Here is a 24,072-nt window from a genome sequence, read left to right on the forward strand (position 1 = left end):
CGGGAAGTGATGTTTCAAGGGATTGGCCGCTCCGGGACCGTCCGCGTAGACACGTGTCCGGTGCTCCCAGCCGAGCGACTAGAGAACACTACGCCGCCGGGCCGGGCGATGCAAACAGCCGTCGGCCGGACCCCGGGGAGAGGGGTCCGGCCGGCGGCGGCAGTGCGGCGGGGGCTCAGCTGTTGGTCGGGAACCCGAGGTTGATGCCGCCGTGCGAGGGGTCCAGCCAGCGCTGGGTGACGGCCTTGCCGCGGGTGAAGAACTGCACGCCGTCCGGGCCGTACGCGTGGGCGTCGCCGAAGAGCGAGGACTTCCAGCCGCCGAAGGAGTAGTAGGCGACCGGCACCGGGATCGGCACGTTGATGCCGACCATGCCGACCTCCACCTCGTACTGGAAGCGCCGGGCCGCGCCACCGTCGTTGGTGAAGATGGCGGTGCCGTTGCCGTAGGGGTTGGCGTTGATGAGCGCCACGCCCTCCTCGTAGGAGGAGACCCGCACGACCGACAGCACCGGGCCGAAGATCTCGTCGTTGTAGACGGACATGCCGGGCTTGACGTGGTCGAACAGGGTGGGGCCGAGCCAGAAGCCGTCCGAGGTCGGCGCGCCGTTGCGGTCCTCGGCGGTGATCGGGTGCTTGCGGCCGTCGACCGCGAGCTCGGCGCCGTCGGCGACACCGGACTCGACGTAGGAGGTGACCTTGTCCCGGTGCTGGCCGGTGACCAGCGGGCCCATCTCGGAGTCGCCGTTGCAGCCCGGGCCGACCTTCAGGTTGGCGATCCGCTGCTTGATCTTGTCGACCAGCTCGTCGCCGATCGGGTCGACGGCGACCAGCACCGAGATGGCCATGCAGCGCTCGCCGGCCGCACCGAAGCCGGCGTTGATGGCCGCGTCGGCGCTGAGGTCCAGGTCGGCGTCCGGCAGGACGAGCATGTGGTTCTTGGCGCCGCCGAGCGCCTGCACGCGCTTGCCGTAGCGGGTGCCGGTCTCGTAGACGTAGCGGGCGATCGGGGTGGAGCCGACGAAGCTGACCGACTTGATGTCGGGGTGCTCCAGTAGGCGGTCGACCGAGACCTTGTCACCGTGCACGACGTTGAACACGCCGTCCGGCAGCCCGGCCTCCTTCCACAGCTCGGCCAGGAAGTTGGCGGCGGACGGGTCCTTCTCGGACGGCTTCAGGACGACGGTGTTGCCGGCCGCGATCGCGATCGGGAAGAACCACATCGGCACCATCGCCGGGAAGTTGAACGGCGAGATGACGGCCACCGGGCCGAGCGGCTGGCGGATCGAGTAGACGTCGATGCCGGTGGACGCCTGCTCGGTGAAGCCGCCCTTGACGAGCTGCGGGATGCCGCAGGCGTACTCGACGACCTCCAGGCCGCGGGCGATCTCGCCGAGCGCGTCGGAGTGCACCTTGCCGTGCTCGGCGACGATGATCGCGGCCAGCTCGTCCCGGCGGGCGTTGAGCAGCTCGCGGAAGTTGAAGAGCACCGTGGTGCGCTTGGCGATCGAGGCGTTGCGCCACTCGACGAAGGCCGAGGCGGCGGCGGCCACCGCCTGGTCGACCTCGTCGATCCCGGCGAAGTCGACGTGACCCGAGACCTGGCCGGTGGCCGGGTCGAAGAGGTCACCGCGGCGGGGTGCGGCGCCGGCGGTGGCGACCGGCCGGCCACCGATCCAGTGAATGATGTGCTTGCTCATGGTCCGTCTGCCTCCGAAGTCCCGGGCGGCGTCCTGCCGCCGGTCCCTTGTGTGGCGCCGCCCGCGAGAGGGCCGGGCGACGGGATCACGGGGCTACCGCGCTCGTCACCCAGTCTGCTGGCCGTCATCGCCCGCCTCAACGAACAGGCTGACGGGGATCCGGGATTCAGCCTTACAGGTCGTCGGCCGTATCGGCCGGACGGGCGAAGCTCAGACCCCACCGGACCCCGTCGCCCCGTCCGCCTCCTCCCGGGCACCGGCCGACCGCGCGCCCGCCGCGTCCTCGACCGGTGCCGCCTCGCCGGTGTCCTCCACGAGCTCCCGGTCCTCTAGGGCCTCGACGTCCTCCAGGTACGGATCGTGCAATCCGTCCGCGGCCTCCTGGGTCTCCAGCAGGTCGAGGCGGAGGTCCTGCGACCACGCCAGCGCCCACCGCTTCAGCCCGGCCACCGCGCCGACCGCCGCTCCCCGGGCCCGGAACCGTCCGTCAGCGGCGTCGGCCAGCGTCTCCAACCGGTCGGCGAGGACGGCGGGCTGGAAGTTCGCGTCCAGCGCGGTGGCCAGTGCGAGCAGCTCCCCCTCCCGGTACCAGGCGGTCAGGGCGTGCACGTCGAGCAGGTCCCGGGGCAGGCCCCGGTCGGCGAGCAGCGCGGTGGCGAGTCCGGCCGCGTCCTCCAGGGCGACGACGGTCATCGTCAGCGGGGGCTCGCCGGCCGCCGGCGCGCCGAGGTCGAGGCGGACCGGGCGGTGGCCCAGTGGCTCCTTGCGCAGCTCCACCGTGTGCGACCGCCCACCGAGCGTCAGCCGGACGGACAGCTGTTCCAGGCGCGGGGTGCCCGGGCGCTCGGCCACCCCGCCGCCCGCCGCCCGGTAGGCGGCGGCCAGCTCGGCGGCGGCCTGCGGCAGATCGGTGCCGCCGTCGGCCACCAGGGTCAGCCCGTCCTGGGCGCAGGCCGGCACCCCGTGGGCGCGCAGCGCGTGCCCACCGGCGAGCGCGAGCCCGAGCCGGTCGCAGACGGGCCGGGCCGGCTCGGCGAGCCGCAACTGCGCCCGGCCGGGGCGGAGGAAGGGGTCGACGGCGTCCGGGGCGGTGGTCATCCTCCCAGTCTGGCGCGGCCGCCCGGGCCGTGCGCCGGGCCGCGTCCGGTCGGCGCCCCGGCTCCGGCGCCGCGGCGGCGTCACCAGTCGCTGAGCCGGGCGGCGGCCTCGTGCAGGGCGAGTTCCAGCACGACCGGGTCGTTGAGCCGTCCGGAGCCGTCGGGCGGGACGAGCCAGCGCACGCCGCGGTTGCGCCGTTCGGGGTGCGGTACGACGATCCAGGTGCCTTCGCCGGCGCACCGGACGCCCGTCCCGACCCAGCGCGCGGCCGTGCCGACGGGGACGAGGAAGCCGACGCTCTCGCCGGCGGAGTCGCCGAGGACCGGCCCGCAGGAGCGGGAGTCGAGGATGTCGATGACGGGACGGCCGAGCCGGCCGGGTACCGAGAGGACGTCCCAGCGCCGGCCGGCCGGCAGCAGCATCAGGCCCAGCCCGCTGCGTTCCCACTGTTCCCGGAAGGCTTCCGGGTCCGGTGCCGCCTGGGCGAGCCAGTGCAGTCCGGTGCTCTCCATGTCCTGTCCCCGTTTCTCAGCGCGCTGCTGATCGTGGCGCGGCGGGAAACCGAGACCCGCCGTCACCAACGAGAGGCGGACGGCGGGTCTCTCTTACACGGATAGCGCGATCACCTCGCCGAACGGATGGATCGGCTCGGATCAGCTCGGATCAGCTCGGCTCGGCGGATTCTCCGCGCCGATCACCGGATCAGCCGGTGATCGGCGCGGAAGGCCGTCGGGGCGGCCGCTCAGCTGTCGAAGCCCAGCCCCATCCGGTCGAGGGTGCGCAGCCAGAGGTTACGGTGCCCACCGGTCCGGTCGGCGCGCTCCAGCGAGCGGGTGGTGAGCTCGATGCCGGCCCAGCGCACCGGCTCGGGCGGGAACGGCAGCGGCTTGGAGCGGACCATCTCCAGCGAGGTGCGCTCGGTGCGCTCCCCGGCCAGCAGGTCGAGCATCACCTCGGCGCCGAACCGGGTGGCGCCCACCCCCAGCCCGGTATAACCGGCGGCGTAGGCGACCCGGCCGCGGTGGGCGGTGTCGAAGAACGCCGAGAACCGGCTGCAGGTGTCGATCGCGCCGCCCCAGGCGTGGGTGAAGCGCAGCCCCTCCAGCTGCGGGAAGCAGCGGAAGAAGTTGTGCGCCAGGGTTCGGAAGGTCTCCGGCCGCTGGTCGTACTCGTGCCGGACGTGTCCGCCGTAGTGGTAGACGGCGTCATAGCCGCCCCAGAGGATGCGGTTGTCGGCGGAGAGCCGGAAGTAGTGGAACTTGTTGGCGCTGTCGCCGAGCCCCTGCCGCCCCTTCCAGCCGATCGCGGCGAGCTGCTCGGCGCTGAGCGGCTCGGTCATCAGCGCGTAGTCGTACACCGGGACGACGAACGGGCGGACCCGCTTGACCAGCGACGGGAAGACGTTGGTGCCGAGCGCGACCCGGCGGGCGAAGACCCGTCCGTACGGTGTGCGGACGGCCATACCGCCGCCGTGCTCCCTGAGGTCCGTCGCCCGGGTGTGCTCGAAGATCCGCACGCCCTGGGAGAGGCAGGCGTCCTTGAGGCCCCAGGCGAGTTTGGCGGGGTGGACCATCGCCACGCCCTCCTTGTCCCAGAGCCCGCCGAGGAAGGTCGGCGAGTCGACCTCGGCCCGCAGCTCGTCGCGGTCGAGCACGGTGATGTCGAGTCCGTACTCGGCGACCGCCTCGGCGACCTCCTGCAGCTCGGCGAGCTGGTGGGGCTGGGTGGCGACGTCGATCTCGCCGGTGCGCTCCCACTCGGCGTCGATCCCGTAGCGCGCGATGGTCGCCTCGATGCCGTCCAGGTTGGCCGCGCCGAGGCGTTCGAGCTGGGCGAGTTCGGCGGGCCAGCGCTGCAGACCGTTGCCGAAACCGTGGGTCAGGCTGGCCGCGCAGAATCCGCCGTTGCGCCCGGACGCGGCCCACCCCACCTCGTTGCCCTCGACCAGGACGACGTCCAGGGAGGGGTCGCGCTCCTTGGCGACGAGGGCGGTCCAGAGGCCGGAGTATCCGCCGCCGACGACCAGCAGGTCGCAGGTGGTGTCGCCGACGAGGGCGGGCAGCGCCGCCGGCCGGCCCGGGTCCTCCAGCCAGAAGGGGGTGGGCCTGGCGTCACTGAGCGCGCGGGCGGAGTCCATGCATTATCAGCCACTTTCTGCACATCGATGATGGTTGTCGGCCGCTCCCGACGCTACGTCGGGGGCGCCGGCGGTGCCGGTCAGGCGGTGGCCTTCCGGCGGTTCCCGAGCCACTGGCCGGCGACGGTCAGCACCACCGCGGCGATGAACATCGCGGTGCCGATGACGTTCACCTGCACCGGGATGCCGCGCTGCGAGGCGCCCCAGACGAACATCGGGAAGGTGACCGTGGTCGGGCCCGAGTTGAACTGGGTGATGATGAAGTCGTCGAAGGAGAGCGCGAAGCTGAGCAGCGCGCCGGCGGCGATGCCGGGGGCGACCAGCGGCAGGGTGACCCGCAGGAAGGTCTGGGTCGGGGTCGCGTAGAGGTCCTGGGCGGCCTGTTCGAGCCTCGGGTCCATGCTCATCACCCGCGCCTTGACCGCCGTCACCACGAAGCTCAGGCAGAACATGATGTGCGCGATGAGGATCGTGGTGAAGCCGAACGGGATCCGCATGTTGAGGAAGAGCGTGCCGAGCGAGGCGGCCATCACCACCTCCGGCATGGCCATCGGCAGGAAGATCATCGCGGTGGTGGCGGAGCGGCCGCGGAAGCGGTAGCGGGCCAGCGCGAAGGCGACCATGGTGCCGAGCACGGTGGCGCCGACGGTCGCGAGCACCGCCACCTCCAGGCTCAGCGACAGCGACTGGCACATGTCGGCCACACCGCAGGGATCGGTCCAGGCGTCGGTGGAGAACTCGGACCACTCGTAGTTGAACTTGCCGACCGGCTTGTTGAACGAGAAGGCCAGGACCACCAGGTTGGGCAGCACCAGGTAGGCCAGGGCCAGAAGGCCGGCCAGCACCACCAGGTGGGCCCGGATCCACTTGATCACTCGGGACATCAGACCAGTTCCTCCGTCCCGGCCTTGCGCATGTAGACCGTCACCATCCCCAGGATCAGGGCCATCAGGATGAAGCTCAGCGCTGCCGCGGTGGGGTAGTCGAGCACGTTGAGGAACTGCTTCTGGATGCCGTTGCCGACCATCTGCTCGCTCGGCGAGCCCAGCAGCTGGGCGTTGATGTAGTCGCCGGAGGCCGGGATGAAGGTGAGCAGAGTGCCCGCGACCACGCCGGGCAGCGAGATCGGGAAGGTCACCTTGCGGAAGGTCGTGAACGGGCGGGCGTACAGGTCTCCGGCCGCCTCGTGCAGGCGCGGGTCGATCCGCTCCAGCGAGGTGTACAGCGGCAGGATCATGAACGGGAGGAAGTTGTAGGTCAGGCCGCACACCACCGCGAGCGGCGTGGCCAGCACCCGGTCGCCGGAGGTGAGGCCGACGGCGCTGGTGAGGTCCAGGACGTGCAGCGCGTTGAGCGCGCCGACCACCGGGCCGCCGTCCGAGAGGATCGTCTTCCAGGCCAGCGTGCGGATCAGGAAGCTGGTGAAGAACGGCGCGATCACCAGGATCAGGATGACGTTGCGCCAGCGCTTGCTCGCCTTGAAGGCGATCGTGTAGGCGAGCGGGTAGCCGATGGCCAGGCAGAACAGCGTGGCGGTGGCCGCGTAGCCGAACGAGCGGACGAAGTGCCAGCGGTACTCGACCAGGGCGTCCCAGTAGGTGGCGACGTGCCAGGTGACCTTGAAGCCGCTCTCCAGCGAGCCGGTCTGCAGCGAGGTGGAGGCCTGGTAGACCATCGGCACCGCGAAGAAGACGACCAGCCAGGCTATGCCCGGCAGCAGCAGCCAGTACGGGGTGAGCTTTCGCCTGGGCCGCGCGGCCGGTCCGGGCAGCGGGCTGCCGTCGGGGGGTACGGCCTGCGGCGGCGCCACGGCGGTGGTGGTGGTCATGCCGCCTCCTCCCCGGTGCCCGCGTCGATCGCCTGGGCGGCGTCCAGGGCGAAGGAGTGCGCCGGGTTCCAGTGCAGGACGACCGGCGCACCGGGGACGATCCGGGTGTCGCGCTCCATGTTCTGCTCGAAGACGGTCACCTCCTGGCCGCCGTCGGTGCGCACCAGGTACTGGGTGGAGACGCCGATGAAGCTGGAGTCGACCACGGTGCCGCCCAGCCGGTTGCGGCCGCCGGCGACCTCGGCGGAGGAGTGCTCGATGGTGATCTTCTCCGGCCGGACGCCGAGGTGGACCTTCCTCGCGTCGGCGGCGCACCGGGCCTTCGGCACGGAGAGCCGGGCGCCGGCGGCGCTGAGCAGGAGGTCGCCGCCCTGCTGCCCGGTCACGTCGGCGGGCAGCAGGTTGGACTGGCCGAGGAAGTTGGCCACGAAGGTGGTGGCGGGGTTCTCGTAGAGCTCGGCGGGGGCGCCGAGCTGCTCGACCCGGCCGCCGTTCATCACCGCGATGGTGTCGGCCATCGTCATGGCCTCCTCCTGGTCGTGGGTGACGTGGACGAAGGTGATGCCGACCTCGGTCTGGATCCGCTTGAGCTCCAGTTGCATCTGGCGGCGGAGCTTGAGGTCGAGGGCGCCGAGCGGTTCGTCGAGGAGGAGCACCTGGGGGTGGTTGATCAGGGCCCGGGCGACGGCGACGCGCTGCTGCTGGCCGCCGGAGAGCTGGTGCGGCTTGCGGCGGGCGTACTGGCCGAGCTCCACCAGCTCCAGCATGTCGTCGACCTGCTTCTTGACGTCCTTCTTGCCGCGCCGGCGCAGGCCGAAGGCGACGTTCTCGAAGATGTCGAGGTGCGGGAAGAGCGCGTAGCTCTGGAAGACGGTGTTCACCGGGCGCTTGTACGGGGGCAGGGCGGTGACGTCCTGGCCGCCGATCAGGACGTCACCGCTGGTGGGTTCCTCCAGCCCGGCGATCATGCGCAGGGTGGTGGTCTTGCCGCAGCCGGAGGCGCCGAGCAGGGCGAAGAAGGAGCCCTGCGGGACGGTCAGGTCGAGCGGGTGGACGGCGGTGAAGGCGCCGTAGGTCTTGCCGATGCCGGTGAGGCGGACGTCGCCACCGGTGGCCGCGGAGCGCAGCTGCTCTGTCATGGGTGGTGTCTCTCTGGTTCTCTGCCGTCAGGGGGTCAGGCGCCGATGAGCTTGGAGAACTTCTCCTCGAAGGAGCTCTCCTCGGCCTCGGTCAGGCTGCGGAACACGTGCGCCTTCGCCGCCATCTCGGGGGTGGGGACGACCAGCGGGTTGGCCGCGGTGTCCGGGGCGATGGCCGCGAGCTCCTTCTCCATCCCGGTGACGGCGGAGACGTAGCCGATGCCCGCGGCCAGCTGCGCCGCGATCTTGGGCTGATAGTAGAAGTCGATCAACTTCTCGGCGTTGGCCTTGTGCCGGGCCTTGGCCGGGACGAGCATGTTGTCGGTCCCGTAGACGAAGCCCTGCTCCGGGACGACGAACTCGATGTCCGGGTTGTCGGCGCGGAGTTGGATCAGGTCGCCGCCCCAGGCGACGCAGGCCGCGATGTCCCCGGAGGAGAGCTCCTGGCCGTAGTCGTTGCCGGTGAAGCGGCGGATCTGCTTGCTGTCCACCGCCTTCTGCAGCCGGGCGATCGCCGCGTCGTAGTCGTCGGCGGTGAACTTCGCCGGGTCCTTGCCCATGTCCAGCAGGGTCATCCCGACGCTGTCGCGCATCTCGGAGAGGAAGGTGACCCGGCCCTTGAGGTCCTGGTCCTCCAGCAGCTGGGCGACGCTGGTGACCTCCTTGCCCCTGGTCGCCTTCCGGTTGTACGCGATCACGACCTGGATGCCGGCCCACGGGTAGGAGTAGAGCCGGCCCGGGTCCCAGTCGGGGGCGCGGAAGCGGGAGTCCACGTTGGTGATCGCGGTGGTGACGTTGGCCGGGGTGAGCTTCTGCGCCCAGCCGAGCCGGATCAGCCGGGCGGCCATCCAGTCGGTGAGCACCATCAGGTCGCGGCCGGTGTCCTGGCCGGCCGCGAGCTGTGGCTTGACCTTGCCGAAGAACTCGACGTTGTCGTTGATGTCCTCGGCGTACTTGACCCTGATCCCGGTGGCCGCGGTGAAGGCCTCCAGCGAGCCGTGCTTCTCCTGGTCGTTCTCGTCGGTGTCGATGTACAGCGGCCAGTTGGAGAAGCTCACCTCCCGCTCGCCCTCCTTCAGGTCGGGGGCGGCGTTCGCGGTGGAGTCCCCGGTACCGGCGGTGCCCGCCGCCGGGATGCCGCAGGCGGCCAGCGTGCCCGCACCGGCGGTGAGGGCGGCGGCGCGCAGCAGGGTCCGCCTGCCGACGGCGGCCCGGCCACTGGTCAGACTGCGTTCCCAGGCCCTGCGGACCGGTTCGGGCAGACCGTCGGTGAGCTCGTTGAACACCATGGAACGGGCCTCCTGGGGGGAGAGGTCGGGTCGGGGCGGTGGGGGAACGCCCCTGGGAGGGGTTATCTGTCTCCGAAGACGGTGCGGTGCCAGTCCTTGCGGGCCACCGCCGTGGTGTCGAACATGACGTGCTTGACCTGCGTGTACTCGTCCAGCGAGTACTGCGACATGTCCTTGCCGTAGCCGGAGGACTTGTAGCCGCCGTGCGGCATCTCGCTGATGATCGGGATGTGGTCGTTGACCCAGACGCAGCCCGCCGCGATCTCCCGGGTGGCGCGCAGCGAACGGTGCACGTTGCTCGTCCACGCCGAGGCGGCCAGGCCGTACGGGGTGTCGTTGGCCAGCCGCAGCCCCTCGTCGTCGCCGTCGAAGGGCAGGACGACCAGGACGGGGCCGAAGATCTCGCCCTGGACGATCTCGCTGTCCTGCGCCGCGTCGGTGACGAGGGTCGGCAGGTAGTAGGCGCCGCGGGTGAGGTCGGTGCCGTCGTGGCCCTTCTCGGGGGCGTGTCCGCCGGTGACGACGGTGGCGCCGTACCCGCGGGCCCGCTCGACGAAGCCGGCCACCCGGTCGCGGTGGGTGTGGGAGACCAGCGGGCCGAGGTCGGTCCGCGGGTCCAGCGGGTCGCCGAGCCGGATCGTGCGGTAGAGGTCGGCGACGCCCGCCACGAAGGCGTCGTAGAGCGGCCGCTGCACGTACGCGCGGGTGGCGGCGGTGCAGTCCTGGCCACTGTTGATCAGCGAGGCGGCGACCGCTCCGTGCACGGCGGCGTCCAGGTCGGCGTCGTCGAAGACCACGAACGGGGCCTTGCCGCCCAGCTCCAGGTGGGTGCGCTTGACGGTCGCGGTGGCGAGTTCGGCGACCCGTCGGCCGACCGGGGTGGAGCCGGTGAAGGAGACCATCGCGACGTCCGGGTGCGCGACCAGGCGCTCGCCAGCGGTGCGCCCGGCGCCGGTGACCACGTTGACCACGCCGTCCGGGATGCCGGCCGCGGTGCAGGCCCGGGCGAACATCACCGAGGTCAGCGGGGTCAGCTCGGCCGGCTTGAGGACGATGGTGTTGCCCGCCGCGATCGCCGGGAGGATCTTCCAGGCGGCCATCTGGAGCGGGTAGTTCCACGGCGAGATCGAGCCGACCACGCCGATCGGCTCGCGCCGCACGTACGAGGTGTGGTCCCCCGAGTACTCGCCGGCCGCCTTGCCCTCCAGGTTGCGGGCGGCGCCCGCGAAGAAGGCGGCGTTGTCGATCGTGCCGGGGACGTCGAACTCGGTGGAGAGCTTGACCGGCTTGCCGGTCTGCGCGGACTCCACCCGGGCGAGGTCGGCGCCGGCCTCGGTGAGCACGGCGGCGAGCCTGGTCAGCGCCTCCGAGCGGGCGCCCGGGGTGGCGCCGGCCCACTCGGGTAGCGCGGCGCGGGCGGCGGCCACGGCGGCGTCGACCTGCTCGGTGGAGGCGAGGGAGATCTGCTCGACCACGCTGCCGTCCGCCGGGTTGACGACCTGGAAGGGCTCGCCGCTCCCCCGGCTCTGCCGGCCGGCGATGTACTGCGCGCCCGCGCCGAAGTCGGTCAGGTCCATCTGTTCCTCCAAGTGCCGGTGGTTCGACTGCCCGCAAGGCGAAAGACCGCCTGATCCGCCATGGTGCAGGTGCCGGCGGGCGGGGGACCGCACCGGCGTCGTACGACTGGTCGAGTCGCCGCGTCCTCGGTGCGGGGGAAACCGGCCCGGTCGGTCACCGGGATGCGCGATCCTGACAGCCGGGCGTGACCCCGGCAAGGGATTCCGGTGTTGCTTTCCGGTCACGCGACGGATTCCCGCGGTTGTGTCGTCTTTCGCCACAGCCGACCCGCTGACCATGCCCGGTGCCGCCGGGGCGTGACAAGGGTCACCCCGGAAAGCTAGCCGCGCAGGGCCTTACAGGGTGCAAGGGTTCCGGCAGGGCGACAGTTCGTCGCCGCGAGCGATGATTTACCTGACACTCTGAACCCTGGAGGCCCGCGATGCTCCCCACCGTCGCCCGTGTGCTCGACCTGGAGGTGATGCGGCGCGGCCTCCCCCAGGTCGTCGCCGGCACCGACCACCTGGAGCGCCCGGTCCGCTGGGTCCACGTCAGCGAACTGCCCGACGTCGCCGGGGTGCTCCAGGGCGGCGAGCTGGTGCTGACCACCGGCATCGCGCTGCCCGAGGACCGCGAGGGACTGGCCAGGTACGTGCGCGAGCTGGACGAGGTCGGCGTGGCCGGCCTGGTCATCGAGTTCGGCCGGCGCTACTTCGACTCACTGCCCCGCGCCCTGGTGCACGCCGCCGAGCAGCGCGGTCTCCCGCTGATCGCGCTCCGCCGCGAGCTGCGCTTCGTCGCCGTCACCGAGGCCGTGCACGCCCTGGTGGTGAACGCCCAGCTGGAGCAGCTGCGCACCTCGGAGGCGGTCCACCAGGTCTTCAACGAGCTGGTGGTGGAGGGCGCCGAGCCGGCCGAGGTGGTCCGTCAGGTGGCCCGGATGGCGGGCGGGCCGGTGGTGCTGGAGAACCTCGCCCACCAGGTGCTGGCGCACGACACCGCCGGCCGGCCCGAGACCGAACTGCTGGAGGACTGGGAACGCCGCTCGCGCGGGGTCCGCCCGCCCGGCCGTACCGGTCACGACCCGCGCAGCGGCTGGCTGGTCACCACGGTCGGCGCCCGCGGCCAGGACTGGGGCCGGCTCGTCCTGGTCGCCGACCCGGGGCCGCTGCCCGAGGGCACCGCGCACCCGCACACCATGCTGCTGGAGCGCGGCGCCTCCGCGCTCGCCCTCAACCGGCTGGTGGTGCGCGACCGCGAGAGCCTGGAGCGGCAGACCCACCGCACACTGCTCTCCGGCATCCTCACCCATGCCCTGACCGTCTCCGAGGTGGCGCTGCGCGCCCAGGCCCTCGGCGTGCCGCTGGAGGGCCGCCGGCTGGTCGGGGTGGTCCTGCGGCAGCGGCGCGGACCCATCCCGGCCGCCCTGGAGGCCCAGGCCAGGCTGCGCGACTTCACCGAGCTGGCGGCCACCGCGATCCGGAGTTGCCGGCTCTCCGCGCTCGTCGGCGCGCTGGACGACGAGGGCGTCGGCGTGCTGATCGCCCTCGCCGCCCAGCAGGACGAGCACGCCGCGCTCGACGCCTTCGCCGCGGCGCTGCGCCGGCTGACGGCGGAGGCCGACCGGGAGGCCGCCCCCGCGCCGGCGCCGGTGGTCGCCGCCGGCTCCTCGGTCGGCTCGGTGCGCGACGCCCGGCGCACCCTGCTGGAGGCCACCCAGGTCGCCGACGCCGCACTGCACGACGCCCCCGGCGGCCGGGCGGCCGCGTACTACCGGCTGCCCGACGTCCGGCTCCGCGGCCTGCTGCACCTGCTGCGCGACGACGCCCGGCTGCAGACCTACGTCGAGCGCGAGCTGGGCCCGCTGCTCGCCTACGACGCCGAGCACAACGCCCAGTTGGTGCAGATGCTGCGGATCTACCTGGAGCAGGGCCGGAACAAGTCGGCGGCGGCCGACGCCGCGCACCTGTCCCGGCCGTCCTTCTACGACCGGCTGCACAAGGTCGAACGGATCCTCGGCGTCGACCTCGACCAGGTGGAGTCCTGCCTCTCGCTGCACGTCGCGCTGCTCGGGCTGGACGCGGTGCGCCGCTGAGCCGCGGCCCCCTCGGCCGGCCCCCTGCGGCTAGACCCCGGTGATGCGGCCCCAGACCTTGTGCAGGCCTGGACGCTCGGCCGAGGTGACGTCGCGCATGGTGTGCAGCCGTGCCCGCATCTCGTCGGTCGGGAACAGCAGCGGGTGCTCCGCCAGCTCGGCCTTCTCCTTGTCCCCGCTGTCCGCCAGCACCTCGCGGGCGGCCGGCACCGGGCAGATGTACTGCACGGCGGCGGCCAGCTCGGCGGCCACCTCGGGTCGGTAGTAGTGGTCGATGAGCAGCTCGGCGTTGGTCTTGTGGTCGGCCCGGTTGGGTATCAGCAGGCTCTCCGCCCAGAGCTCGCCGCCCTCCTCGGGCACCACGAAGGCGATGTCCGGGTTCTCGGCGGTGAGCTGGACGGCGTCACCGGAGTAGGCCTGGCAGGCCAGCGCGGCCCCCGAGGCCAGGTCGCTGGTGTAGTCGTTGCCCGTGAAGCGGCGGATGTGCCGGCCGTCGACCATCTTCTGGACCAGGTCCATCGCCCGGTGCGCGTCGTCCTCGGTGAAGGCCCCGATGTCGGCGCCGTACCCGAGCATCAGCAGGCCGAGCGCCTCGTCCAGCCCGGCGAACAGGGTGACCCGGCCCTTGAGGTCGGGGGCCCAGAGGTCGGCGGTCGACCTGATTTCGCGGCCCAGCTCCTTGCGGTTGTAGGCGATGCCGGTGATCCCGGACTGCCACGGCACGCTGCGCCGGCGCCCGGGGTCGAAGGCCGGGTTCGCCAGCTGCGGATCCAGCTGGGCGGTGACGTTGGGCAGGTTGGCGCGGTCCATCGCCTGTACCCAGCCGAGCGAGACGTACCGCCCGGCCATCCAGTCGCTGACCACCATGAGGTCCCGGCCGGGGTCGCTGCCCTGGGTGAGGACCGGGCCGATCTTCCCGAAGAACTCGTCGTTGTCGTTGATGTCCTCGGTGTAGGTGACCTTGATCCCGGTCCGCTCGGTGAAGGCGTCCAGGGTCGGCCGGTTGCCGTCGTCGTCGACGTCGATGTACTGCGTCCAGTTGGAGAACGCCAGCCGCTTCTCGCTCCCCGAGCGGTCGGGCGCGGAGCGGTGGTCCTCGGCCACGTAGGCGGACGGGATGCCGCAGCCGGTCAGGGCGCCGGCGCCGATCAGCCCGGCGGTGCCGAGCACGCCGCGGCGGGTGAGGGTGGTGCGGGACAAGGTGGGCCTCCGGGGCGTGGGACGGCCCCGGGCGCACGCGGGCACCCGGGGCCGTCCTGTCGGGTCTGGTACGTCGTCGGGCCACGTGCACGCCGGACTGTGTGCTGGTCGGACTGCCTGCTGGTCGGACGGTCCGCCGATCAGACGGTGTGCTCGTCGGTCAGCGACAACACCTCGTCGAGCACGGCGAGACCGGCCTTGGCCTCCTCCTCCGTGACGGTGCACGGCGGGACGACGTGGAAGCGGTTCATGTTGACGAACGGCCAGAGCCCGCGCTTCTTGCAGGCGGCGGCCAGCTCGGCCATCGGCGCGTTGGCGGGGCCGGCCGCGTTGTACGGCACCAGCGGCTCGCGGGTGGCGCGGTCCTTGACCAGGTCCAGCGCCCAGAACACGCCGAGGCCGCGGACCTCGCCGATCGAGGGGTGCCGCTCGGCCAGCTCGCGCAGACCGGGGCCGATCACGTCCTCGCCGATCCGTGCGGCGTTCTCGACGATGCCCTCCTCCGCCATCGTGTTGATGGTGGCGACGGCCGAGGCGCAGGCCAGCGGGTGGCCCGAGTAGGTGAGACCGCCGGGGAACGGCCGCTCGGCGAAGGTCGCGGCGATCTCCGCGCTGATCGCCACCCCGCCGAGCGGGACGTACCCGGAGTTGACGCCCTTGGCGAAGGTCAGCAGGTCCGGGGTGACGCCCCAGTGGTCGGCGGCGAACCAGGCGCCGGTGCGGCCGAAGCCGGCCATCACCTCGTCCAGGATGAGGACGATGCCGTAGCGGTCGCAGATCTCGCGCACCCCGGCCAGGTAGCCCGGCGGCGGGATCAGGATGCCGGCGGTGCCGACCACGGTCTCCAGGATGATCGCCGCGACCGTGCCCGGGCCCTCGAACGCGATCACCTGCTCCAGGTGCTCCAGCGCGCGCTCGCACTCCTGCGCCTCGTTCTCGGCGTGGAAGTTGGAGCGGTAGGCGTACGGGCCCCAGAAGTGCACGACACCGGAGACGCCGGTCTCGTTGGCCCAGCGGCGCGGGTCGCCGGTGAGGGCGATCGCGTTGGCGGTGGCGCCGTGGTACGAGCGGTAGGTCGCCATGACCTTCTGCCGCCCGGTGTGCAGCCGGGCCAGCCGGATGGCGTTCTCGTTGGCCTCGGCGCCGCCGTTGGTGAAGAAGATCTTGTCGAGGTCCCCGGGGGTGCGCTCGGCGATCAGCCGGGCGGCCTCGCTGCGCGACTCGACGGCGAAGCCGGGGGCGATGGTGCAGAGCTTCGCGGCCTGCTCCTGGATCGCGGCGACCACCTTCGGGTGCTGGTGCCCGATGTTGGTGTTCACCAGCTGCGAGGAGAAGTCGAGGTAGCGATTGCCGTCGTAGTCCCAGAAGTACGAGCCCTCGGCGCCGGCCACCGCGAGGGGGTCGATCAGCGCCTGGGCGGACCACGAGTGGAAGACGTGCGCGCGGTCGGCGGCCTTGACGGCCTGGCCGGCAGCTGAGTCAGCGGTGGGGATGCTCATGCGGCAAGGCTAGGGAGTCGCGGTGCCGAAGTGCAGGTTCATCCTGTCAGGCGGTCACCCGAACGGCCGACAGGATGGCAAGGCGAAGGGCCCGGGTCGTTCCCGACCCGGGCCCTTCGCCAGACCTGTGACCGCGACTGGATCACAGCGAACCGACTGGATCGCCGTCATACCCCGCCCGACGGTCACGACCTGCTAGATCGCAGTCATACCCCGCCCGACGGTCACGACCTGCTAGATCGCAGTCATACCCCGCCCGACGGTCACGACCTGCTAGATCGCAGTCATGACGTGCTTCACCCGGGTGTAGTCCTCGAACCCGTAGGAGGAGAGGTCCTTGCCGTAGCCCGACTTCTTGAAGCCGCCGTGCGGCATCTCGGCGACCAGCGGGATGTGGGTGTTGATCCAGACGCAGCCGAAGTCCAGGCGGCGAGACATCCGCATGGCGCGGGCGTGGTCCTTGGTCCAGACCGAGGAGGCCAGCGCGTACTCGACGCCGTTGGCGTAGCCGACCGCCTGGTCCTCGTCGGAGAACTTCTGCACGGTGATGACCGGGCCGAAGACCTCGTTCTGGATGATCTCGTCGTCCTGGTTCAGCCCGGAGACGACGGTCGGGGCGTAGAAGTAGCCCTTGTCGCCGACCCGGTGGCCGCCGGCCTCGACCTTGGCGTGCGTCGGCAGGCGGTCGATGAAACCGGTGACCTGCTTCAGCTGGTTGGCGTTGTTCAGCGGGCCGTACAGCACGTCCTCGTCGTCCACGCCACCGGTCTTGGTCTCGGCCGCGGCCTTGGCCAGCGCCTCGACGAAGGCGTCGTGGATCGACTCGTGCACCAGCACGCGGGTGGCGGCCGTACAGTCCTGGCCGGCGTTGAAGAAGCCCGCGACCGAGATGCCCTCGACGGCCTCGGCGATGTCCGCGTCCTCGAAGACCACGACCGGGGCCTTGCCGCCCAGCTCCAGGTGGACGCGCTTGACGTCCTTGGCCGCCGACTCGGCGACCGAGATGCCGGCGCGCACCGAGCCGGTGATGGAAGCCATCGCCGGGGTGGGGTGCTCGACCATGGCCTGGCCGGTCTCGCGGTCGCCGCAGATCACGTTGAAGACGCCGGCCGGCAGCTCCATGTCCTTGAGGATGCCGCCGATGATCTCGGCCAGCAGCACGGTGGAGGCCGGGGTGGTGTCCGAGGGCTTCAGCACCACGGTGTTGCCCGCGGCGATGGCCGGGGCGAACTTCCAGACGGCCATCATCATCGGGTAGTTCCACGGCGCGACCTGGGCGCAGACGCCGACCGGCTCGCGGCGGACGATCGAGGTCATCCCGTCCATGTACTCGCCCGCGGCCTTGCCCTCCAGCAGGCGGGCGGCGCCGGCGAAGAAGCGGATCTGGTCCACCATCGGGCCGATCTCCTCGGAGAGGGTCAGCGCGCGGGGCTTGCCGGTGTTGCGGACCTCGGCGTCCACGATCTCGTCGGCACGGGACTCGACCGCGTCGGCGATCTTGAGGAGCAGCTTCTGGCGGGTGCTCGGGGTGGCGTCGCGCCAGACCGGGAAAGCGGCGTCGGCGGAGGCCATCGCAGCGTCGACATCGGCGGCGCCGGACAGCGGGGACGTCGCGTAGACCTCGCCGGTGGTGGGGTCCACGATGTCGAGCGTGCGGCCGTCCGCCGCATCGACGAACTCACCGTTGATGTAGTTGCGCAGCGTGCGAAGGTCGCTCACGGGTCTCTCCTCGGTCTGGGCCTGCGGCATTGCAGATTCCGGCGCCATGGTACGTCGGCGGATCCGCCGGGCGAAGGGCGCCGAGTGGCCGCGCCGGGCGCGGCGCGGTCCACTGTTCGGGGGGACGCGCGCTGCGCTGCGAAGCCGCGCGCGTACCGGACCAGGGTAGCCGTACGACAGCCGGTATCGACAGGACAACTTCGACACGGCAGTGAAATCCGTACATGATTTCCAAGATCACGACGAAATCAGCAGATCCCGCGCTTGCGAACAGAGGGCCGATCAGGCACAGTGGCGGCGTGGCCAACCGCGACCGGAACGCCAGCGTTCCCCTCGACGCCGCCTCCAAGGCGATCATCGAGCAGCTCCAGGAGGACGGGCGCCGCCCGTACGCCGCCATCGGCAAGGCCGTCGGCCTGTCCGAGGCAGCCGTACGGCAACGCGTCCAGAAGCTGCTCGACCAAGGCGTGATGCAGATCGTCGCCGTCACGGACCCGCTCACCGTCGGCTTCACCCGCCAGGCGATGGTCGGGATCCGGGTCGAGGGCGACATCGAGCCCGTCGCCGACGCGTTGGCCGCCCTCGACGAGGTCGACTACGTCGTCTGCACCGCAGGCTCGTTCGATCTCCTGGCCGAGCTGGTCTGCGAGGACGACGAGCACCTGCTCGAAATGATCAACAAGCGCATCCGCGCGCTTCCCGGCGTGCGGAGCACCGAGAGCTTCGTTTACCTGAAGCTCCGGAAACAGACCTACACCTGGGGCACCCGATGACAGCCGACCCGGCGCAGAAGGACCTTTCCAAGACCGCCTACGACCACCTGTGGATGCACTTCACCCGCATGTCGTCGTACGAGAACTCCCCCGTGCCGACGATCGCCAGGGGCGAGGGCACCTACATCTGGGACGACAAGGGCCGGAAGTACATCGACGGCCTCTCCGGCCTGTTCGTGGTGCAGGCCGGCCACGGCCGCGTCGAGCTCGCCGAGGCCGCTGCCAAGCAGGCCAAGGAGCTCGCCTTCTTCCCGGTGTGGAGCTACGCCCACCCGAAGGCCGTCGAGCTGGCCGAGCGCCTGGCCAACTACGCCCCGGGCGACCTGAACAAGGTGTTCTTCTCCACCGGTGGCGGCGAGGCCGTCGAGACCGCGTGGAAGCTGGCCAAGCAGTACTTCAAGCTGACCGGCAAGCCCACCAAGTACAAGGTCATCTCGCGTGCGGTCGCCTACCACGGCACCCCGCAGGGCGCCCTGTCGATCACCGGCCTGCCGGGCCTGAAGGCCCCGTTCGAGCCGCTGGTGCCGGGCACCCACAAGGCCCCGAACACCAACATCTACCGTGCCCCGGCCTTCCTCGAAGGCCCGGACGGCACCGTCGACCCCGAGGCCTACGGCCGCTGGTGCGCCGACGAGATCGAGGTGGCGATCCTCAACGAGGGCGCCGAGACCGTCGCCGCCGTCTTCGTCGAGCCGGTGCAGAACGCCGGTGGCTGCTTCCCGCCGCCGCCCGGGTACTTCCAGCGCCTGCGCGAGATCTGCGACCGCCACGACGTGCTGCTGGTCTCGGACGAGGTCATCTGCGCCTTCGGCCGCCTGGGCACCATGTTCGGCGCCGACAAGTTCGGCTACCAGCCCGACATGATCACCTGCGCCAAGGGCATGACCTCGGGCTACTCCCCGATCGGCGCCACGATCATCTCGGACCGCCTGGCCGAGCCGTTCTACAAGGGTGACAACACCTTCCTGCACGGCTACACCTTCGGTGGCCACCCGGTCTCCTCCGCGGTGGCGCTCGCCAACCTCGACATCTTCGAGCGCGAGGGCCTGAACCAGCACGTGCTGGACAACGAGGCGAACTTCCTCGGCACCCTGAACAAGCTGCGCGACCTGCCGATCGTCGGCGACGTCCGCGGCAACGGGTACTTCTACGGCATCGAGCTCGTGAAGGACAAGGTCACCAAGGAGTCGTTCAACGACGACGAGGTCGAGCGCGTGCTCTACGGCTTCCTGTCGAAGGCGCTCTTCGACAACGGCCTGTACTGCCGCGCCGACGACCGTGGCGACCCGGTCGTCCAGCTGGCCCCGCCGCTGATCTCCGACCAGTCGACCTTCGACGAGATCGAGCAGATCCTGCGGACCAGCCTCACCGACGCGTGGGCCAAGATCTGACGACCTGATCTTCCTTCCCCACCCTCCGCCGCAGGGCGGTCCCGCTCCCCGCGGGACCGCCCTGCGGCGTTTCCCGGACGATCTCTCGGACCAAACACGCCTGTTTCCGGGTGATTTGCCCCTGATGGGCCAGTGCGCCGCCACCGCGCCGGGCCCCGGTCGTTCTAATCTGACGACTGTCATATCCCTGCGGCCACCCAGGATGGAACCTCATGTCAGCGGCCCCGCCTGACAACGACGTGCTGTGGGCCCGGGGGATCGTCAAGTCCCATCACGGCACCCCCGCCCTGCGCGGCATCTCGCTCGGCGTCCGGGACGGCGAGGTGCTGGCGGTCACCGGCCCGCGCGGCTCCGGCAAGAGCACCCTGCTCGGCTGCCTCTCCGCCCTCCTCCCGGTCGACGAGGGGGAGGTCTGGTTCAACAGCGCCCCCGTCCACACCCTCGGCCGGGCCGGCCGCGAACGGCTGCGCCGCGACCGCTTCGGCTTCGTCGGCTCCGAGCCGCACCTGGTGCCCGAGCTGACCGCCCGGGAGAACGTCGCCCTGCCCCTGCTGCTGGCCGGCGCCGGCAACAAGGCCGCGTACACCGCCGCCACCGAGTGGTTGGAGCGGCTCGACATCGGCGACATCGCCCGGCTGCGGCCCGACCGGCTGATCCAGAGCCAGCGCCAGCGGATCGCCGTCGCCCGCGCGCTCGCCCCGCTGCCCCCGGTCGTCTTCGCCGACGACCCGACCGCGCAGCTGCACCGCGAGGCCGCCGACCAGGTCCTGCGGATACTGACCAGCGCGGCCCGCTCGCACCAGCTCACCCTCGTCCTGGCCACCCACGACCCCGAGCTCGTCCGGTACGCGGACCGCGCCGTCGCACTCGTCGACGGACGGCTGGCCGCCCCCGCCGCCCCCGTCCCGCGCGGCACCCCCGGACCGGCCGGAATCGCCGGAACCGCCGCCGCGCCGGGAGCCACCGGAGCGTCCGCCGTGTCGGCCACGCGCCGATGACGCCGCCCCGCCGCTGAAAGAGTCGACGTGTTCTATCTCCGCCTGGCCCGGGGCTACCGGGTGCCCGACCTCGGCCGCTGGCTGCTCACCGCGCTGGCCGGCGCGGTCGTCGCCGCGTTCCTGCTGCGCGCCCTCGGCCGGGCGATGAGCGACCCGGCGGGCGGCGCCGACGCCGTCGCCCGGCTGCTCTGGTGCCTGCCCCCGCTCGCCGCGGTGGCCTGGTTCGCCGCCGTGGCCGCCCGCGCAGTACCGGCCCGGCGCCCCGAACGGATCACCGGCCTCACCGCGGCCGGCGCCGGCTCCGCCCGGATCCGGACCCTGATCGCCGGCGAGATCGCGCTCGCCTGCACCCTCGGCTCCGCGCTGACCCTGCTGCTCTTCCTGGTCCTGCGCAACGACATCGCCGGGCCCTCGCTCGCCCCCGAGGTCGGCATGGGCCTTCCGCTGCCGGCCGCCGCGCCCGTCACGCTGATCGCCCTGGTCCCGCTCACCGCGGGGATCGCGGCGGCCGCCGCGGTGCCGATCGCCGAGACCCTGCCCGGCAGGCGGCAGCCCGTACCGACCGGCTTCGGCCCCCTGCGGATCGCCCTGCCGGTCGGACTGGCCGTGATCGGCCTCGCCCTGGAACTCATCGCGCTGCGTCCCGGCGCCGCCGCCGACGGCCGCCCGATCCACCTGCCGGCCGGGCTCGGCTCCACCAGCACCGCCGCGCTGGGCGGCTGGGCGGCGAGCGCCGTCGGGCTCGCCCTGCTCACCGGCCCGCTGCTGTCCTGGACCGGAACGCTGCTCGCCGTCGGCCGGCCGACCCCGCTGCGGCTGCTCGCCGGACGGGGGCTGACCGCGCAGGCCCGCCGGCTCGGCCCGCCGCTGGCCGTGCTCACCCTGGCGGTCGCGGTGGTGCTCACCACCATCCGCTACTGGATCGGGGTGCCCGGCAGCGCCGACACCCTGCCCGCCGTCGAGGCCTGTCTGGTGCTGGGCTGCGCGGTGGCCGCCGTGGTGTCCCGGCTGGCCGAGCTCCGCACCGCCCGCCGGGACGTCGCCGACGCCTTGCTGCGGATCGGCACCCCGCCCCGGTTGCTGTTCGGTGCGGTGGCCCTGCGGACCCTCGCGGTCGGCACCGTGCTGCTGGTCACCGGCGGGCTGACCGCCGCGCTGGCGGCCGCCGGTCTGCGCTGAACCGGCGCCCGCCGCCGGCGGGCCCGGCGGGGCCGGCCCGGTGTCTCAGCCCGCCGCGGCGAGCTGGCCGCAGGCGCCGTCGATCTCCTGGCCGCGGGTGTCACGGACGGTGGTGGGCACGCCGTGCGCCTGCAGCCGCCGGACGAACTCGCGCTCGTCCTCGGGCCGGGAGGCCGTCCACTTGGAACCCGGCGTCGGGTTCAGCGGGATCAGGTTGACGTGCACCCGGTGGTTCTTGATCAGCCGGCCGAGCAGGTCCGCCCGCCACGCCTGGTCGTTGATGTCCTTGATCAGCGCGTACTCGATGGAGATCCGGCGACCGGACTTCTCCGCGTAGTTCCACGCCGCGTCCAGCACCTCGGCGACCTTCCACCGGGTGTTGACCGGCACCAGCTCGTCACGCAGCTCGTCGTCCGGGGCGTGCAGCGACAGCGCGAGGCGGCAGGAGAGGCCCTCGTCCGCGAGGCGGTTCATCGCCGGCACCAGGCCCACGGTGGAAACGGTGATGCCGCGCTGGGAGAGGCCGAAGCCGTCCGGCGCAGGGTCGGTGAGCCGGCGGATCGAGGCCAGCACGCGGTTGTAGTTCGCCAGCGGCTCGCCCATGCCCATGAAGACCACGTTGGAGAGGCGGGCCTCACCGCCCGGGATCTCGCCCTCCTTGAGCGCGCGCATCCCTGCCGCGATCTGCTCGACGATCTCGGCGGTGGAGAGGTTGCGCGTCAGCCCGGCCTGGCCGGTCGCGCAGAACGGGCAGTTCATGCCGCAGCCCGCCTGCGAGCTGATGCACATGGTGACCCGGTCCGGGTAGCGCATCAGCACCGACTCGACGAGCGTGCCGTCGAACAGCTTCCAGAGCGTCTTGCGGGTGTTGTCGTCGTCGCACGACACGTGCCGGACCACCGACATCAGCTCGGGCAGCAGGCACTCGGTGAGCTTCTCCCGGCTGGCGGCGGGGATGTCCGTCCAGCTCGCCGGGTCGTTCGACATCCGGCCGAAGTAGTGGTTCGAGAGCTGCTTGGCGCGGAACGGCTGCTCGCCCAGCTCGGCGACGGCCTCCTTGCGCTCGACGGGGCTCAGGTCGGCGAGGTGTCGCGGGGGCTTGGCGCCACGCGGCGCGACAAAGGTGAGTTCTCCGGGCTTAGGCATGGTTCATCCAGTGTCGCAGACGTTCGGACCTCGCCAGACGGCCGAGGGGCTCCGGACGCCAGGCGTCCGGAGCCCCTCGACGGCTCCCACCGTTCGGATCCGCCCGGCCGGCTCAGCTGCCGACGAAGGCCGCCAGCAGCAGCCAGACCACCGGGGCGGTCGGCAGGAGCGAGTCCAGCCGGTCCATGATGCCGCCGTGGCCGGGCAGCAGCGAGCCCATGTCCTTGATGCCGAGGTCACGCTTGATCATCGACTCGCCCAGGTCCCCCAGGGTCGCCACGACCGCCGCGCAGCCGCCCAGGATCAGGCCCTGCCACCAGCTGCCGCCGTCGATGATCAGCTCCATCAGCAGCGCGCCCGCCAGCATCGACAGGCCGATGCCGCCGGCCAGGCCCTCGCGGGTCTTGCCCGGGCTGATCGTCGGGGCGAGCTTGTTCTTGCCGAACTTGTAGCCCACCGCGTAGGCGCCGGTATCGCTGCAGACGGTGACGATCAGGAACAGCACGATCCGCTGCGGGCCGTCGTCCGCCGCCAGCATCATCGCCACGAAGGTGGCCAGGAACGGCACGTAGAACGCGGTGAAGATGCCCGCCGTTATGTCCCGCAGGTAGTTCTCCGGCGGCTCGGCCATCCGCCAGACCATCACCGCCAGGCCGGTCAGCGCCAGCGAGGCCGCCGCCCACTGGACGCCGGCCCAGTACCCGGTGGCGATCATCGCGATGCCGCCCGCGACCAGCGGGACCAGCGGCGCCTTGATCTGCTTGCGCTCGGCCAGCCGGCTGGTCAGCTCCCAGATCCCGACCGACACGGCCGCCATCACCACGAACAGGAACAGCGCCTTCACCACGAACAGCGAGGCGATGATCACCGCGCCGAGGCCGACGCCCACGCCTATCGCGGCCTGGAGGTTGCGACCGCCGCGCTGCTTGCGGGGCTGCGGCTGCGGAGCGGGCTGGGCCACGGGTGTCTCCTGCCCTGGGTGGGACAACGGCACAGGGTGGGGCTGACCGGCCGCCGGGTGGCTCTGCGGCGGCGCGGAGTACGCCGGGACGCCCGGGTACGGCGGGCCGCCGCGGCCGGGAGCCGGGGCGGTCTCGTCGGTGATCGCGCGCAGCACGACCGTCTCCGCCGCGCCCGGCACCGCGGTCCGGGGCTGCTCGTCCCGGAACAGCGGTCCGCTCAGCCGACCGGCCTCCCGGGTCGGCCCCTCGGCGGGGTCGGGCCCTGGGTCGGCCGGTACGGGGGGCATGACCTGAGTCTCCTCCGCGTCACCGCCCCAGTACACCGGAGGCTGCTGCGAGTGACCCGTTCGGTGGCCGGGGTCA

General features: G+C 71.9%; 19 protein-coding genes. 5 read left to right on the top strand and 14 right to left on the bottom strand.

What is annotated here, in order from left to right; all coding sequences use genetic code 11:
* Positions 1–175: 175 nt before the first annotated feature.
* The 9 genes from ACZ34W_RS27805 to ACZ34W_RS27845 all read right to left on the bottom strand — a co-directional run bounded on the left by ACZ34W_RS27805 (position 176) and on the right by ACZ34W_RS27845 (position 10,767).
* Positions 176–1,699 carry a CoA-acylating methylmalonate-semialdehyde dehydrogenase gene (locus ACZ34W_RS27805; protein WP_329489800.1) on the bottom strand — a complete coding sequence of 508 codons (1,524 nt, stop codon included), beginning with the start codon at positions 1,697–1,699 and terminating at the stop codon, positions 176–178.
* 210 nt (positions 1,700–1,909) lie between these two features.
* Positions 1,910–2,797, bottom strand: coding sequence for a hypothetical protein (locus tag ACZ34W_RS27810; protein ID WP_465607994.1), 888 nt, complete (start codon positions 2,795–2,797; stop codon positions 1,910–1,912).
* Between the two features lie 80 nt (positions 2,798–2,877).
* On the bottom strand, positions 2,878–3,309 hold the full coding sequence (locus ACZ34W_RS27815) for a hypothetical protein (RefSeq protein ID WP_465607996.1): 432 nt from the start codon (positions 3,307–3,309) through the stop codon (positions 2,878–2,880).
* A 230-nt stretch (positions 3,310–3,539) separates the two neighbouring features.
* On the bottom strand, positions 3,540–4,934 hold the full coding sequence (locus ACZ34W_RS27820) for an NAD(P)/FAD-dependent oxidoreductase (protein WP_329489797.1): 1,395 nt from the start codon (positions 4,932–4,934) through the stop codon (positions 3,540–3,542).
* Positions 4,935–5,014: 80 nt separating this feature from the next.
* Positions 5,015–5,818, bottom strand: a complete 804-nt coding sequence (locus tag ACZ34W_RS27825; RefSeq protein ID WP_329489796.1) for an ABC transporter permease — start codon at positions 5,816–5,818, stop codon at positions 5,015–5,017.
* Complete coding sequence (locus tag ACZ34W_RS27830) at positions 5,818–6,762, bottom strand: ABC transporter permease (protein ID WP_329489795.1); 945 nt, start codon at positions 6,760–6,762, stop codon at positions 5,818–5,820. Before ACZ34W_RS27830 ends, ACZ34W_RS27825 begins: the two co-directional genes overlap by 1 nt.
* Positions 6,759–7,901 (bottom strand): ABC transporter ATP-binding protein, encoded by a 1,143-nt coding sequence (locus ACZ34W_RS27835; RefSeq protein WP_465607999.1) that lies wholly within the window; start codon positions 7,899–7,901, stop codon positions 6,759–6,761. Before ACZ34W_RS27835 ends, ACZ34W_RS27830 begins: the two co-directional genes overlap by 4 nt.
* 35 nt (positions 7,902–7,936) lie before the next feature.
* Positions 7,937–9,190 carry a polyamine ABC transporter substrate-binding protein gene (locus ACZ34W_RS27840; RefSeq protein WP_465608001.1) on the bottom strand — a complete coding sequence of 418 codons (1,254 nt, stop codon included), beginning with the start codon at positions 9,188–9,190 and terminating at the stop codon, positions 7,937–7,939.
* 62 nt (positions 9,191–9,252) lie between these two features.
* Complete coding sequence (locus ACZ34W_RS27845; RefSeq protein WP_329489792.1) at positions 9,253–10,767, bottom strand: gamma-aminobutyraldehyde dehydrogenase; 1,515 nt, start codon at positions 10,765–10,767, stop codon at positions 9,253–9,255.
* 422 nt (positions 10,768–11,189) lie between these two features.
* Between ACZ34W_RS27845 and ACZ34W_RS27850 the strand changes: the two genes are divergently transcribed.
* Positions 11,190–12,842, top strand: a complete 1,653-nt coding sequence (locus ACZ34W_RS27850; protein ID WP_329489791.1) for a PucR family transcriptional regulator — start codon at positions 11,190–11,192, stop codon at positions 12,840–12,842.
* A gap of 30 nt (positions 12,843–12,872) precedes the next feature.
* Here ACZ34W_RS27850 and ACZ34W_RS27855 read toward each other — a convergent pair whose 3' ends face one another.
* From ACZ34W_RS27855 to ACZ34W_RS27865, 3 genes are all read right to left on the bottom strand, one after another.
* Positions 12,873–14,042, bottom strand: a complete 1,170-nt coding sequence (locus ACZ34W_RS27855) for a polyamine ABC transporter substrate-binding protein (RefSeq protein WP_329489790.1) — start codon at positions 14,040–14,042, stop codon at positions 12,873–12,875.
* Between the two features lie 140 nt (positions 14,043–14,182).
* Entirely contained in the window at positions 14,183–15,541 is a 1,359-nt protein-coding gene (locus ACZ34W_RS27860) for an aspartate aminotransferase family protein (protein ID WP_329489789.1), read from the bottom strand.
* A 273-nt stretch (positions 15,542–15,814) separates the two neighbouring features.
* Positions 15,815–17,290, bottom strand: coding sequence for a gamma-aminobutyraldehyde dehydrogenase (locus tag ACZ34W_RS27865; RefSeq protein WP_352291673.1), 1,476 nt, complete (start codon positions 17,288–17,290; stop codon positions 15,815–15,817).
* Between the two features lie 269 nt (positions 17,291–17,559).
* Here ACZ34W_RS27865 and ACZ34W_RS27870 point away from each other — a divergent pair, with 269 nt between their 5' ends.
* The 4 genes from ACZ34W_RS27870 (at position 17,560) to ACZ34W_RS27885 (ending at position 21,601) form a co-directional block, all read left to right on the top strand.
* Positions 17,560–18,033 carry an Lrp/AsnC family transcriptional regulator gene (locus ACZ34W_RS27870; protein WP_030306695.1) on the top strand — a complete coding sequence of 158 codons (474 nt, stop codon included), beginning with the start codon at positions 17,560–17,562 and terminating at the stop codon, positions 18,031–18,033.
* Complete coding sequence (locus ACZ34W_RS27875) at positions 18,030–19,424, top strand: aspartate aminotransferase family protein (protein ID WP_329489787.1); 1,395 nt, start codon at positions 18,030–18,032, stop codon at positions 19,422–19,424. The genes ACZ34W_RS27870 and ACZ34W_RS27875 overlap by 4 nt, the downstream gene beginning before the upstream one ends.
* A 212-nt stretch (positions 19,425–19,636) precedes the next feature.
* Positions 19,637–20,422 carry an ABC transporter ATP-binding protein gene (locus tag ACZ34W_RS27880; RefSeq protein ID WP_465608006.1) on the top strand — a complete coding sequence of 262 codons (786 nt, stop codon included), beginning with the start codon at positions 19,637–19,639 and terminating at the stop codon, positions 20,420–20,422.
* 27 nt (positions 20,423–20,449) lie between these two features.
* Complete coding sequence (locus ACZ34W_RS27885; protein ID WP_352291669.1) at positions 20,450–21,601, top strand: hypothetical protein; 1,152 nt, start codon at positions 20,450–20,452, stop codon at positions 21,599–21,601.
* A gap of 45 nt (positions 21,602–21,646) precedes the next feature.
* Here ACZ34W_RS27885 and rlmN read toward each other — a convergent pair whose 3' ends face one another.
* Positions 21,647–22,747, bottom strand: coding sequence for a dual-specificity RNA methyltransferase RlmN (gene rlmN, locus ACZ34W_RS27890; RefSeq protein WP_465608008.1), 1,101 nt, complete (start codon positions 22,745–22,747; stop codon positions 21,647–21,649).
* 112 nt (positions 22,748–22,859) lie between these two features.
* Complete coding sequence (locus ACZ34W_RS27895; RefSeq protein WP_442906860.1) at positions 22,860–23,996, bottom strand: phosphatidate cytidylyltransferase; 1,137 nt, start codon at positions 23,994–23,996, stop codon at positions 22,860–22,862.
* Between the last annotated feature and the right edge of the window lie 76 nt (positions 23,997–24,072).

This window comes from Kitasatospora sp. NPDC022856, from assembly GCF_055561235.1.

Bases quoted from the DNA above. Each gene is read 5' to 3' on its own strand.
- ACZ34W_RS27805 (WP_329489800.1), bottom strand. From the start codon at position 1,699: ATGAGCAAGCACATCATTCACTGGATCGGTGGCCGGCCGGTCGCCACC.
- ACZ34W_RS27810 (WP_465607994.1), bottom strand. From the start codon at position 2,797: ATGACCACCGCCCCGGACGCCGTCGACCCCTTCCTCCGCCCCGGCCGG.
- ACZ34W_RS27815 (WP_465607996.1), bottom strand. From the start codon at position 3,309: ATGGAGAGCACCGGACTGCACTGGCTCGCCCAGGCGGCACCGGACCCG.
- ACZ34W_RS27820 (WP_329489797.1), bottom strand. From the start codon at position 4,934: ATGGACTCCGCCCGCGCGCTCAGTGACGCCAGGCCCACCCCCTTCTGG.
- ACZ34W_RS27825 (WP_329489796.1), bottom strand. From the start codon at position 5,818: ATGTCCCGAGTGATCAAGTGGATCCGGGCCCACCTGGTGGTGCTGGCC.
- ACZ34W_RS27830 (WP_329489795.1), bottom strand. From the start codon at position 6,762: ATGACCACCACCACCGCCGTGGCGCCGCCGCAGGCCGTACCCCCCGAC.
- ACZ34W_RS27835 (WP_465607999.1), bottom strand. From the start codon at position 7,901: ATGACAGAGCAGCTGCGCTCCGCGGCCACCGGTGGCGACGTCCGCCTC.
- ACZ34W_RS27840 (WP_465608001.1), bottom strand. From the start codon at position 9,190: ATGGTGTTCAACGAGCTCACCGACGGTCTGCCCGAACCGGTCCGCAGG.
- ACZ34W_RS27845 (WP_329489792.1), bottom strand. From the start codon at position 10,767: ATGGACCTGACCGACTTCGGCGCGGGCGCGCAGTACATCGCCGGCCGG.
- ACZ34W_RS27850 (WP_329489791.1), top strand. From the start codon at position 11,190: ATGCTCCCCACCGTCGCCCGTGTGCTCGACCTGGAGGTGATGCGGCGC.
- ACZ34W_RS27860 (WP_329489789.1), bottom strand. From the start codon at position 15,541: ATGAGCATCCCCACCGCTGACTCAGCTGCCGGCCAGGCCGTCAAGGCC.
- ACZ34W_RS27865 (WP_352291673.1), bottom strand. From the start codon at position 17,290: ATGCCGCAGGCCCAGACCGAGGAGAGACCCGTGAGCGACCTTCGCACG.
- ACZ34W_RS27875 (WP_329489787.1), top strand. From the start codon at position 18,030: ATGACAGCCGACCCGGCGCAGAAGGACCTTTCCAAGACCGCCTACGAC.
- ACZ34W_RS27880 (WP_465608006.1), top strand. From the start codon at position 19,637: ATGTCAGCGGCCCCGCCTGACAACGACGTGCTGTGGGCCCGGGGGATC.
- rlmN (WP_465608008.1), bottom strand. From the start codon at position 22,747: ATGCCTAAGCCCGGAGAACTCACCTTTGTCGCGCCGCGTGGCGCCAAG.
- ACZ34W_RS27895 (WP_442906860.1), bottom strand. From the start codon at position 23,996: ATGCCCCCCGTACCGGCCGACCCAGGGCCCGACCCCGCCGAGGGGCCG.